We start from the raw sequence: 12,629 nt of genomic DNA on the forward strand, positions 1-12,629 counted from the left end.
GTCCAAGACCGACGCGCCGGTGCCACTTCTGCGTTTCGCGGCGGCGCTGGCAGCGCTTTCGGCGGAAAAGTGCGACCTGGGCGCACATTTCGGGCAAGATCGGCGGAGGTCACCACTGCGCGAGCGCGATGGCGCGCCCCGGCGAAAGGACGCGATGCCCGTGGAGGCAGCTGCTCTCGTTCGAGGCGATCGCCTCCTCCTCTCGGACGCGTCCCCGGCCGATGAGGTCGCCTCCTTCGCCCGAGGCGCTGGATTCGAGCAAGGCCGCGAGAACGACACACCGCACGGGTCGGAGCACGTCTGGATCATCCGCAGCGGGCTCTTCTTCCACCACGTCGAGCACGCGAAGGCCGACGTCCGCTACGTGCAGGTGACGGGCGACGACCGGGCGGACGTCCAGCAGTTCACCTGGCTGGCCGGGGAGTTCTTCACGACGGTCGGTGACAACGAGCTGCTGTCGGACGTCCGGGCGGCCAGGACGGCGGAAGAACGCGCCCGGGCTCTGACCCGGCTCGCCGTGGGACTGCCGAGCGAACCGCGCGAGGACGGAATCCGGGCCGTTCTAGAGGGATTCGACGCCAACGACCCGACCGTCCGGCGCGCCGCCCTGCTGTCCGCGCTGTACCTGGACTGGGAGCACGTCGGGCGGAGGGTCCGGAAGATGGCCGAACACGACGACGCCGAGAGCCTGCGGCTGCAGGCCAACTACTTCGTCGATCGCCACGACCGCAGCACAGGGCGCTGACGCGGCCAATCCAGCGAAAAAGCTTCCAGCACTTGGCGGATCAGCCCCGGACCGTCCAGCTCGGACGATCCGGGGTGCCGGTCAGAGCTTGGTGAGCGGAACGCTGCCGATCAGCATGAGGCGGACCTTCCCGGCGCTGCCGAAGTCGATGGTCGCCGTCGCCCTCGGGCCTTCGCCCTCGGTGGAGACCACCGTGCCGAGGCCGTACTTGTCGTGGGTGACCCGGTCACCGGCCTCCAGCTTGAGGGCGACGGTGTCCTTCCAGCCCTTCATCGAGGTGCTGCGCATACCGCCCGCCGACAGGCGGGCCTGGGCCGAGTCGGAACCGGTGCGGTCGAAGCCTCCGCCGCGGCTGCCCCAGGTGCTGCGGACCTGCGGAGCGGCGCGCTCCGGTTCGATCCGGCGCCAGTGCATCAGCTCTTCCGGGATCTCGGTGAGGAACCGGGACGCCGGGTTGGTCATCGGCTGGCCCCACGCCGAGCGCATCAGCGCGCGGGACAGGTACAGCCGCTGGCGGGCCCGGGTGATGCCCACGTAGGCCAGGCGCCGCTCCTCGGCCAGCTCGGCCGGTTCGCCCAGGGCCCGCATGTGCGGGAACACGCCGTCCTCCCAGCCGGAGCTGAACACCACCGGGAACTCCAGGCCCTTTGCGGTGTGCAGGGTCATCAGAGTGACCACCCCGTCGCCCGACTCGGGCAGCGAGTCCGCGTCCGCCACCAGCGATACCCGCTCCAGGAACGCCGACAGCGAATCGTCCGCCGGTAGGCCCAGCGCGGCTTCCTCGTCGTCCTCGGCGGCCGGGACCGCAGCGCCGACCACGGCCTCCGCCGACGGATCGCCCTCGCCCTCGGTCTCGGCAGCGGGGGCGCCCGCGCGCGCTTCGGTGAACTCGCGGGCCACCGTGATGAGCTCGGTCAGGTTCTCCACCCGCGTGGCGTCCTGCGGGTCGTCGCTGGCCTCCAGCTCGGCGCGGTACGCGGTGCGCTCCAGCACCTGCTCCAGGGTTTCCGCGACGTCGGACTCCGCCGCCACCTGGTGCAGCTCGTCGAGCAGCGCCACGAACCCCGAGATCGCGTTGCGCGCCCTGGTGTTCAGCAGCGCGACCCGACCGGCCGCCGCATCGCGCAGGGCCTGGCCGAACGAGATCCGCTCCTGCTCCGCGTGCACCGCGACCACGGCCTCCGCCCGGTCGCCGATGCCGCGCTTGGGCACGTTGAGGATGCGGCGCAGGCTCACCGTGTCGTCCGGGTTGTCCAGCACCCGCAGGTAGGCCAGCGCGTCCCGGACCTCGCGGCGCTCGTAGAAGCGCACCCCGCCGACGACCCGGTAGGGCAGGCCGAGCCGGATGAACACCTCCTCGAACACCCGCGACTGGTTGTTCGTCCGGTAGAACACCGCGATGTCGTTGAACGTCGCGTCGCCCGCGTCGACCAGCCGGTCGATCTCCCCGGCGACGAACGCCGCCTCGTCGTGCTCGTTGTCCGCGACGTAACCGACGATCGGTTCGCCGTCGCCCGCGTCGCTCCACAGCCGCTTGTCGCGGCGGTTCGGGTTGCGCCGGATCACCGCGTTGGCCGCGGACAGGATCGTCTGCGTGGAGCGGTAGTTCTGCTCCAGCAGGATCGACCGGGCCGACGGGTAGTCGCGCTCGAACTCCTCGATGTTGCGGATCGTCGCGCCGCGGAAGGCGTAGATCGACTGGTCGGCGTCACCCACCACGCACAGCTCGGCCGGTTCGACGCCGCCCTCCGACACCTCGGTGCCCACCAGCTCGCGGACCAGCACGTACTGCGCGTGGTTGGTGTCCTGGTACTCGTCCACCAGCACGTGCCGGAACCGCCGCCGGTAGTGCTCGGCGACCGCCGGGTGGTTCTGCAGCAGCTCCACCGTGCGCATGATCAGGTCGTCGAAGTCCATCGAGTTGGACTCGACGAGCCGGCGCTGGTAGGCGGCGTAGACCTGGGCGACCTTGCGCTCCATGTCGTTGCCCGCCTGCTCCGCGGCGGCCTCCGGGCTCAGCAGCTCGTTCTTCAGGTTCGAGATGTGCACCGCGAGCGAGCGCGCCGGGTAGCGCTTGGAGTCGAGGTCCTGCTCCCGGGCGATCATGGTGATCAGCCGTCGCGAGTCGTCGGCGTCGTAGATCGAGAAGTTCGACGACATCCCCAGGACCTTGGCCTCCCGGCGCAGCACCCGGACGCACATCGAGTGGAACGTCGACACCCACATCGCGTTGGCCCGGCGCCCGACCAGCTCGGCGACGCGCTCCTTCATCTCGGCCGCGGCCTTGTTGGTGAAGGTGATCGCCATGATCTGGCCCGGGTGCGCCCCGCCCGCGAGCAGGTAGGCGATGCGGTTGGTCAGCACCCTCGTCTTGCCCGACCCGGCGCCGGCCACGATCAGCAGCGGCGACCCGGTGTGCACCACCGCTTCGCGCTGCTGCGGGTTCAGACCTGCGAGCAGGGCCTCCGGATCCGTTCCGCGCGGCTCGGCGCGATCGGGTTCGGCGGACGCGAACGGGTCGTTGTTCCACTGGAGGTCAAGTGGGGTGCTCATCGTCCATCCACGTTACCGGCCGCCCCGGACAAAACCCGAATCCCGTGGTACGGCATCCTCCCGCGGTACCCAGCCCGCCCGGCGCGGCGCAGGACCGACCGTTCGCACCGCGGTGTCCCCGAACGGCCGGGCCCCGACGACCGGGTCCCGATTTGCGCACAACGGACATGAAGATCAACAATGGCCACTCGACCACTCACCCCCACCGCAGAACGTGCTGCCGCGTGCGCCTGCTCCGGAAACCGGCCGGCCCGGCACCGGCCGCAGGCCGGCCCCGTGAAGTTCCGAGCCCGGACGCCGGACCCCGGGCCGGCTCAGGGAACTTCCCCGATCCGCAGCACGGCACCGAACGGGACGGTGGTTCCGTCCCCGCCCGAACTCGCTGCGGAATGAGCCATGCATGGACCTGATCAACCAGATCGACGTCGCGATCCGGGAGTTCATCGCCTGGGCCGCGACGCTGGACCCGTGGCTGTGCGTGCTGGCCGCACTCGTCCTCCTCGCGTTGGAAACCTCCCTCTTCATCGGTGTGCTGATCCCCGGCGAGGCGACCCTGCTGCTGACCGTCGCCGTCCTCGGCGCCGGCTGGGCGCCGGCCCTGTTCGCCGCCGCGGTGCTGGGCAACCTGATCGGCTCGAGCGGCGGCTACTGGCTGGGCCGCCTGCTCGGCCCCGGCCTCCGCAACACCTGGGCGGGGCGGAAGATCGGCGCCGAGCGGTGGCGGACCGCCGAGCAGGTCGTGCAGGACAGCGGCGGACGGGCGCTGATCACGATGCGCTTCGTCGCCGTGGTGCACGCGGTCATCCCGGCCGTGGTGGGCACCTTGCGGATGCCGTACCGCCGGTTCCTCGGGCTCGTCGCGATCGCGGCGATGCTCTGGGCAGGCGTGCAGACCGCCGTGGCAGTGGCCTTCGGCGAAGCAGCCCGCGCGGTCGGGTACGGGTGGACGATGATCGCGCTGACCACCGTGGCGGCCGTCGCCGCGGGCCTCTTCGTGATCCGCAGCGTCCGTCGTCACGCCTCGCGGCGGGTGCCGGAACCGGTGGAAAGCTGCGCTGGGCGGAACGCGTTCTGATCTCCATGGGGTCCAAGATCCCGGCCGGGCAGCGCGGACTTCCACCCGAATAACTCGAACTGGTGATCGAAAGACCGATGTGTTCACCCAGTGGGATGAGTGGCTCACCACATGGCTGTGCGCAGGCGAGTTGTGGCACACTGAGTCCGTGCGAGCGCAGACTTACGAGTTTTACTACGGGCCCGGGACTCCGGCGCCCGTAGTTGCGTGAGCTCGAAAACCACTACGAACGCCCTGGAGTCCCTCGGACCCGGGGCGTTTCGCGTTCCTGGGCCGGGGGCGGGGCCGGAGCCGGAGGACAACGCCCGATGAACGCCACAGTGGACGGTGACCAGCCGCAGGCCGAGCAGACCTCGCCCGAGCAGGCCGCGGCGGCGATCGACAACTTCCGCGACGAGATCGACCACTTGGACGCCGAGATCCTGCGCCTGATCAAGCGCCGCGCCGAGGTCTCCCGCCAGGTCGGCCAGGCCCGGATGGCCGCTGGCGGCCCGCGCATCGTCTACAACCGCGAGATGGACGTGCTCGCCCGCTACCGCGAGCTCGGCCCCGAGGGCCGCGAGCTCGCGATGATCCTGCTCCGCCTGGGCCGAGGACGCCTGGGTCACTGACCGCGCAGCACCTGACGGCTGTTCTGCAGCGAACGGACCGCTCGCCCCGCACAACGGGACAAACGGTCCGTTCGCTCCAGAGCCGCACTCGCCGAGCGGCGGACGCGCCACAACCGAGGGCGACCCCCGGCGGAACGCGCGTCCGCTCCGGGAACCTCAGATGCCGTGGTCGGCGGCCAGGTCCCGCTCGCGGGTCTCCGGGGACCGCACCACCGCCACGATCGTGACCACCGAGCACAGCGCCACGTAGATCGAGATCGGCACCGCCGAGCCGAAGGCCGCGAGCAGCGCGGTCGCGATGATCGGGGCCAGCGAGCCCGCCACGATCGAGGCCAGCTGGTAGCCGATCGACGCTCCCGAGTACCGCACGCGGGTGCCGAAGAGCTCCGCGAAGTACGCGGCCTGCGGGCCGTACATCGCACCGTGGAACACCAGGCCGATGGTGGTGGCGACGGTGATCGCGAAGAACGACTTCGTGTCCAGCATGGTGAAGAAGAAGAACGCCCAGACCCCGGTGCCGATCGCGCCCACCAGGTACACGGGCCGCCGCCCGACCCGGTCGGAGAGCGCACCCCACAGCGGGATGCTGATGAAGTGCACGACCGCGGCGATCAGCGACGCGTTCAGCGCCACCGAGCGCGGCAGCTCCAGGAACGTCGCGACGTAGGTGAGCACGAACGAGGTCAGCACGTAGTAGACGACGTTCTCGGCGAACCGCGCGCCCATCGCCGTGAGGACCTCGCTGCGGTACCGGCGGAGCACCTCCAGGATCGGCGGCTTCTGCTCTTCGCCCTGCTCGGCCGCCTTGCTCGCCGCTTCCAGGAACAGCGGCGACTCGGCGACCGCCAGCCGCACCCACAGGCCGATCAGCACCAGCACCCCGGACAGCAGGAACGCGACCCGCCAGCCCCAGGCCAGGAACGCCTCGTCGCTCTGCACCGCGGCCAGCACCGCCAGCACCGCGGTGCCCAGCAGGTTGCCCAGCGGCACGCCCGCCTGCGGCCAGGACGCCCAGAAGCCGCGCTTCTCGGCGGACCCGTGCTCGGAGACGATCAGCACCGCCCCGCCCCACTCGCCGCCGATCGCGAAGCCCTGCACCAGGCGCAGCGCGGTCAGCAGCAGCGGAGCCGCCACCCCGACCGCTTGGTAGGTGGGCAGCAGACCGATCAGGAAGGTCGCGCCGCCCATCATGATCAGGCTCAGGACCAGCAGCTTCTTGCGGCCGAGCCGGTCGCCGTAGTGGCCGAAGACCAGCCCGCCGAGCGGCCGCGCGACGAATCCGACCGCGTAGGTGATGAACGCCAGCATGGTGCCCACGAGCGGGTCGTGCGCCGGGAAGAAGAGCTTGTTGAACACCAGGGCGGCGGCCGAGCCGTAGAGGAAGAAGTCGTACCACTCCACGGTGGTGCCGACCAGGCTCGCCACCACCACGCGGGCGGTGGACGATCTCGCCGGGACTGACTCGGTGGTCATGCGCTGTCCTCTCTGCCGAGCCGGGATCCAGTTGCCTCAGTTCGCGGTCCAGCCGCCGTCGATCGGGAACGTGGCCCCGTTGACCGACGCCGTGCCCGGTCCGCAGAGCCAGATGGCGAGGGCGGCCACCTCGTCGGGTTCGACCAGGCGCTTCACCGGGGTGCGCGCCAGCAGGACGTCCTCCACCACCTGGGTTTCGGGGACGCGGTGCAGGCGGGCCTGCTCGGCGACCTGGCGCTCCACCAGCGGGGTGCGGACGAATCCGGGGCTCAGGCAGTTCGAGGTCACGCCGTAGGGCGCGCCTTCCAGCGCGACGGCTTTGGACAGCCCTTCGATCGCGTGCTTCACGGTCACGTACGCGCTCTTGTACGGCGAGGCGCGCGATCCGTGCACGGAGGAGATGTTGATGATCCGCCCCCAGCCCTTGCCGTACATGCCCGGCAGCGCGGCGCGCACGATCCGGAACGGGGATTCCACCATCACCCGCAGCATGCTGCTGAAGACGTCGGTCGGGAACTCGTGGATCGGCGCCACGTGCTGCATCCCCGCGTTGTTGACCACGATGTCGGCCCGCTTGCCCAGGTCCGCGGCGGCGTCCAGGTCGTCGAGGTCGATCACCAGCGCCTCGGCGCCGATCTCGGCCGCCAGCGCCTCGACCTTGGCCGCGGCCCGATCGACGGCGACGACCTCCGCCCCGGCGTCGGCCAACCGTCGTGCCACCGCCGCGCCGATCCCGCTGGCCGCGCCGGTGACCAGAGCTCGTTTGCCCGCCAGACCCGTGGCGGGCTCGGTGCCGGTTCGATCCGATCCGGTCGAGCGATCACTCATAGCCTTCAGAACCTAAGCGTGACCCGGATCTCAATCCAGAGGCTGAGGCCAACCAATTCCGGCGCTTCCGATCAGCGGATACCCCAGATCACCGCGGCGACCCGCGCCACCGCGGAGCCGACCGGGCGCCGGCGCTGGGCCGCTCGGGCGAGCCCCGGAGGAGATTCAGGGATATCACCCATACCGGGCAGGGCGGGGACAAGGCAGACTGTGGTCATGGTTGGTCTTGTGGCCTTTCTCGTGACACTCGCCGCGGTGCTCGCCGCCGCCGGACACGCGGGGTACCTCGCGATGCTGAGCTCGGCCGCGAAGAAGCGGGCCGGTGGTCAGCCCGCCGTCGACTTCGCCAAGAAGCGGCTCCCGATCGCCGGGGTCGGCCTGGGCGTGACGCTGCTGGCGTTCCTGATCGCCGCGGGTGGCGGGGTCGGCGCGGACGTCTTCGCGATGATCCTCGGCGCGGGCGGCGGGCTCGGCTCGCTCAAGGCGCTGCAGAGCACGCAGAGCCGATTCCGCAACGGCCAGTACTGATCGACGACGCGCTGCTGGGTCGTTCGGAGTAGATCCGACCGCTGAACGACCCACAGATATCACTCAGCGCACACGTTCGACCCCGCTCTGGAGTTTTCCCGGCTTCGCCGTAGCCTGTGGCCATGACCACCTCGTCGGGCAGGTTCCAGCGCGCGCTCGTGGTCACCGCACACCCCGACGACGTCGACTTCGGCTCCGCAGGCACCGTCGCCTCCTGGGTCGCCGCGGGCGCGGACGTCACCTACTGCATCTGCACCTCGGGGGACGCGGGCGGTTTCGACAGCACGCCGCGCGAGGACGTCCCGCGCCTGCGGCAGAACGAACAGCGCGCCGCAGCAGCCGCCGTCGGGGTCACCGACGTGCGCTTCCTCGGCTACCAGGACGGGCAGGTCGTCGCGGACCTCCGCCTGCGCCGGGACATCGCGAAGGTGATCCGCGACGTCCGCCCGGACCGCGTGATCACGCACTCGCCTGAGATCAACTGGGCGCACCTGGCGGTGTCGCACCCGGACCACCGCGCGGTCGGTGAAGCCGTGCTGGCCGCCGTCTACCCCGATGCGCGCAACGCCTTCGCGTTCCCCGAGCTGCTCGAGGCCGGGTTCGAACCGTGGACCGTCGGCGAGCTGTGGATGTCGGAATCCCCCGAAGAGCGGATCAACCGCGCCGTCGACATCACCGATCAGTTCAACGCCAAGCTGGCCGCGCTCGCCGCGCACCGCTCGCAGACCGCGCACCTCACCGACCTGCCGGACCGGATCCGGCGGCACCTGACCCGCACGGCCGAGCGGCACGGCATGACCGGCCGGTTGGCCGAGGCATTCCACGTAGTCGACACGTCGTGACTCCCCGCGAGTCGCAGGAAGTCGAGACCTCCGATGCACAGCGGCAGAACCCTCGGCTGGAGCGGCCAGCTCGACTGGCCGCCGCCGGCCCCGGAAGCCCCGACGGGCGGTCGGCACCGCAGGACCGACCCGGCGGCCGGCTGGACACCGGCCCCCCGAGTTGCGACCTCGCACGCGCTCGATCCGCTGGTGGACACCGCGCCGGTCGGCGGGCTGCACAAGTTCGACCTGGGCATGGTGCCCGCGTCGGTCACCCCGCCGCGCAGCTGGCGGCAGGCGGCGTGGTTCGCGATCGCCTCGTCGGCCGCGGCGCTGGGCGGGTTGGTGATGGTCACCTCGATGCTGGCCGGGAACACGACGACGATCGACGCCCTCGACCTGCCGAGCATGCCCCGCGGCCGGGACTACCCGCCGCTGATGCCCGACGGCGACCGGGACCGCTTCTTCCTCACCGGTGATCCGACCAGGCCGGAGGCGGTGCGCCCGACCGGTTCGGTGCTGCCCGCGTTGCCGCCCAGCGCGGGAAGCGCTCCGCCCGCTCTCGGCACGACTCCGACTCCCGGCACGACTCCGACTCCCGGCGTGCCCGGTGAGGGCACCGGATCGCCCAGCCCGGCCCCGCCGACGACGACCACGCGCCCCAGCACCAGCGAGATGCCGAAGCTGCTCTCGTTCACCGACACGGAGGGGATGAAGCGGCGCAGCGACGACTACTACGCCGCGATCAGCCGCGGTGACCTGCGCGGGGCCTACGCGCTGACCACGGGACGGCTGAAGGACGAGGGCTACGAGGCCTTCGCCGCGAGGTACTCCGGCGCGAAGTCCATCGAGGTCACCAACGTCTACGTCACCCCCACCAGCACGGTGCACACGCTGCGGGTGACCGAGTCGGACGGTTCGGTGCAGACCCAGCGGCGCGAGCTGCGCTACGCGCGGGGCGACAACCCGATGATCAACTCCGACGAGCGGCTGTCCTGACCGGTCACGGATGGTGCCCGGCGCTGCTCCATTCGGGAGGACCCGCCCGCCTCTTCCGGTGAACTCGGCGAAATCCCTTCCGGATCGAGGGCGCGCCGGGGTACGTGTTCACGCCGTGGAGACTCCTTCGCCCGGCCGACGGCGCGATCAGACCTCGGATTCGATCAGCGTCGCCGAGCTGATCCGCCGCACTCCCTTCACCGTCGACCACGAACGCCTCGCCGGCGCGCTCATGCAGGACGACGACACTGCGGGCGCCCAGCCGCTGACCGGTCGGATCGCCTTCGGAACGCTGGGCGTGCTGCTGTTGCTGGGCGCGACCCTCTCCACCGCCACGATCGTCTCGAAGCCCGCCGACGCACCCCGCCCGACCGCCTCCGCCGCTCCGATCGAGGGCGGGCTCGCGCTGCGGCCGGACCTGGTTCGGGACGCGCGCTGGCCGTTCGCCGCGAACGGCGGCTTCGCCGATGCCGAACCCGACGGCGACGCCCCCGAGCAGCCGGAGGCGCCGCAGCTGATGACCGCCAACCCGGCGGCGGGCAGCGCCGTGTCCGCGCTCACCGTGGTCCGCGACTTCTACCAGCACCTGCCGCACGACACGACCGGCGCGCTGTCGATGATCTCCCCGGACCTGGTCGCCGGGCAGCAGACCTCGCTGTCGCGGGCGTGGCGGGACGCCGAGTCGGTGCAGGCCGAGCCGTGGAGCGAGCCGGACGGCGCGGTGCGGGCGGACGTGGAGGTGCGGTACCGGGACGGCGACCGGGTGGTGCTGCACCAGCGGTTGACCGTCGAGTCGGACTCCGCGCCGAAGATCGACGGCGTCGAACTGCTCGGCGCCAAGCACTCCGCTTCCCGCTGAGCCACCTCGCCGCTCACCGCCTGTTGGCCGACGCCGCTTCCGCGAACGCGGACGGTTGCGGCGGCAGGTGCTCAGACAACAATGCGGCAACGACCGGGAGCCGCCGAGATCCCGCAGCGCAGGACTGGGCGAACCGGGCAACGCGGATATCGCCATCTGGAGCAACCGGTTCGAGCCTCGGAACGGGTACTGCGCCGGGCCCGTCAAGAGCAACATCACCTGCGCAAACAGCTGTGACGAGCACCCCCATCGACCGACTCCGGGAACCCCGGCGCGTACCGTCGAGAAAGGTTGCGCAGATCTTTTCCAGTTCGGACCTACGCCGATACGGCGTCGGCTAGGCTCCCGTAGCGCGGTTCGGTCGTCGGCCCATGCGGCCAACCCGGTCCGCGCTGAGAACGTGTACATGTGGGAGGACCGGAGCCGGTCCGCCAAATCCGCCCGATGTCCGGTGGGGGTTGCGTTCCGGGACTCATTGTCCCGGATCTTCGCGAATCCTGCTGAGCATCGATAGCAGTACGGGGAGACGTCGGTGAGCGACGAAGGTCGCCTGGTCGCCGGACGCTACCGAGTGCAGCGACGCATCGGCAGTGGCGCGATGGGCGTGGTGTGGGAGTGTGTGGACGAACGCCTGCACCGCACTGTCGCGGTCAAGCAGTTGCTCCTGCAGCCCGGATTGGATCCGGGTGAGGCCGAGGAAGCGCGGCAGCGGGCTATGCGGGAAGGCCGCATCGCGGCCCGACTCCAGCACCCGAACGCCATCTCGGTCTACGACGTGGCTGAGGACGAGGGTCAGCCGGTCCTGGTCATGGAGTACCTGCCCTCCACCAGCCTCGCGGCGATGATGTCCGATCACGGGCCGCTGCCGCCGCGGGAGGTGGCGCGGATCGGCGCGCAGGTCGCTTCGGCGCTGGGCGCCGCGCACGCGGCCGGGGTGGTGCACCGCGACATCAAGCCGGGCAACATCCTGCTCGGCGACAACGGCGACGTGAAGATCACCGACTTCGGCATCTCGCGGGCGCAGGGCGACGTGCAGGTCACCAAGACCGGGATGCTCGCGGGCACGCCGGCCTACCTGTCGCCGGACGTGGCGATGGGCCAGGAGCCGACGCCCGCCTCGGACGTCTTCTCGCTCGGCGCCACGCTGTACGCCGCGATCGAGGGCCACCCGCCGTTCGGGCTGAACGAGAACACCCTCGCGCTGCTGCACGCGGTGGCCGCGGGCCGGGTGGAGCCGCCGCAGCAGGCCGGGCCGATGACCCACCCGCTGCTGGCGATGATGGCCAACCGGGTCGAGGACCGGCCGGACATGGCGCAGATCCGGGAGATGCTGCAGGCCGTGGCCGACGGCGGATCGGCGAGCTCGATCCCGACCATGGCCGCGCCGATCCCGCCCGCGCTGGCGCCGGAGCCCGGTCCCGACCAGGCGACCAGCGTCGTCGGCCAGGGCCAGGGCCAGGACGGGACGGCGGTCGCCTACTACGGCGAGGACGACCCGTACTCGGAACGACCGTACGAGGACGCCACCTCGTACATGGGCGCCGACACCCGCGGTGACGACGCGATCTACGAGAAGCCGCGCAAGAGCAAGCGCCCGGTGGTGATCTCGGGCATCGCGCTGGTCGCCGTCGCGGTGATCGCGGTGCTGGTCACGTCCGCGCTGTGGGGCAACAACGACAAGCAGGATCCGGTGGTCAACGTGCAGCCGACGAGCGAGGCCGCGCCGCCGCCCCCGCCGCCGGAGACGACCAGCGAGGAAGCGCCGCCCACCACGCAGGCCACGCGCACCAGCCAGAAGGAAACGCCGACCACCACGCGTCGGCCGACCACCAGTGCTGAGCAGCCGACGACGAGCAAGGAACAGCCGACGTCGGAGGAACAGCCCACGTCGGAAACCGGCCAGCCCACCTCGGAGGCCTCGAGCACCGGGACGGCGGAGTAATCGAGTCGCGAACACCGGCCGGGGCGCTCACCACGAGGTGAGCACTCCGGCCGGTGTCGTTCATCGCCCCGGTGTGTACCGGTACGTCCGGTGCCCAGTAACGTTGCACTCCGTTGGGTGAAAGCTGACCACGGGGGTCCGGTCAGTCGATTGTCGAAGAGGTAGTTCAGGCAGCAGAGCCAGGACCAGGAGAAC

At 70.9% G+C, this 12,629-nt stretch carries 11 protein-coding genes; 8 read left to right on the forward strand and 3 right to left on the reverse strand.

The features are described from left to right. Window positions 1-154 precede the first annotated feature (154 nt). On the forward strand, window positions 155-745 hold the full coding sequence (locus OU415_RS32150) for a hypothetical protein (RefSeq protein ID WP_270953259.1): 591 nt from the start codon (window positions 155-157) through the stop codon (window positions 743-745). Window positions 746-826: 81 nt separating this feature from the next. Here OU415_RS32150 and OU415_RS32155 read toward each other — a convergent pair whose 3' ends face one another. Beyond that, a complete protein-coding gene (locus OU415_RS32155; protein WP_270953260.1) occupies window positions 827-3,298 on the reverse strand; it encodes a UvrD-helicase domain-containing protein in 2,472 nt (823 codons plus the stop codon). Window positions 3,299-3,698: 400 nt separating this feature from the next. Here OU415_RS32155 and OU415_RS32160 point away from each other — a divergent pair, with 400 nt between their 5' ends. Next, a complete protein-coding gene (locus tag OU415_RS32160) occupies window positions 3,699-4,373 on the forward strand; it encodes a DedA family protein (protein ID WP_270953261.1) in 675 nt (224 codons plus the stop codon). Window positions 4,374-4,681: 308 nt separating this feature from the next. After that, window positions 4,682-4,984 (forward strand): chorismate mutase, encoded by a 303-nt coding sequence (locus tag OU415_RS32165; protein ID WP_270953262.1) that lies wholly within the window; start codon window positions 4,682-4,684, stop codon window positions 4,982-4,984. 156 nt (window positions 4,985-5,140) lie between these two features. Here OU415_RS32165 and OU415_RS32170 read toward each other — a convergent pair whose 3' ends face one another. Further along, entirely contained in the window at window positions 5,141-6,457 is a 1,317-nt protein-coding gene (locus OU415_RS32170; RefSeq protein ID WP_270953263.1) for an MFS transporter, read from the reverse strand. 36 nt (window positions 6,458-6,493) lie between these two features. After that, window positions 6,494-7,285 carry a 3-hydroxybutyrate dehydrogenase gene (locus tag OU415_RS32175; protein WP_270953264.1) on the reverse strand — a complete coding sequence of 264 codons (792 nt, stop codon included), beginning with the start codon at window positions 7,283-7,285 and terminating at the stop codon, window positions 6,494-6,496. A gap of 216 nt (window positions 7,286-7,501) precedes the next feature. Between OU415_RS32175 and OU415_RS32180 the strand changes: the two genes are divergently transcribed. The 5 genes from OU415_RS32180 (at window position 7,502) to OU415_RS32200 (ending at window position 12,434) form a co-directional block, all read left to right on the forward strand. Further along, window positions 7,502-7,813, forward strand: coding sequence for a hypothetical protein (locus OU415_RS32180; protein WP_270953265.1), 312 nt, complete (start codon window positions 7,502-7,504; stop codon window positions 7,811-7,813). Between the two features lie 122 nt (window positions 7,814-7,935). After that, window positions 7,936-8,655, forward strand: coding sequence for a PIG-L deacetylase family protein (locus OU415_RS32185; RefSeq protein WP_270953266.1), 720 nt, complete (start codon window positions 7,936-7,938; stop codon window positions 8,653-8,655). 33 nt (window positions 8,656-8,688) lie between these two features. Further along, window positions 8,689-9,633 carry a hypothetical protein gene (locus tag OU415_RS32190; protein WP_270953267.1) on the forward strand — a complete coding sequence of 315 codons (945 nt, stop codon included), beginning with the start codon at window positions 8,689-8,691 and terminating at the stop codon, window positions 9,631-9,633. 115 nt (window positions 9,634-9,748) lie between these two features. Then, window positions 9,749-10,492, forward strand: a complete 744-nt coding sequence (locus OU415_RS32195; protein WP_270953268.1) for a hypothetical protein — start codon at window positions 9,749-9,751, stop codon at window positions 10,490-10,492. Window positions 10,493-11,024: 532 nt separating this feature from the next. Further along, complete coding sequence (locus OU415_RS32200; RefSeq protein WP_270953270.1) at window positions 11,025-12,434, forward strand: serine/threonine-protein kinase; 1,410 nt, start codon at window positions 11,025-11,027, stop codon at window positions 12,432-12,434. The last annotated feature ends 195 nt before the right edge of the window (window positions 12,435-12,629 follow it).

Origin of the sequence: Saccharopolyspora oryzae, assembly GCF_027853915.1 — a bacterium.
Lineage (GTDB): Bacteria > Actinomycetota > Actinomycetes > Mycobacteriales > Pseudonocardiaceae > Saccharopolyspora > Saccharopolyspora oryzae.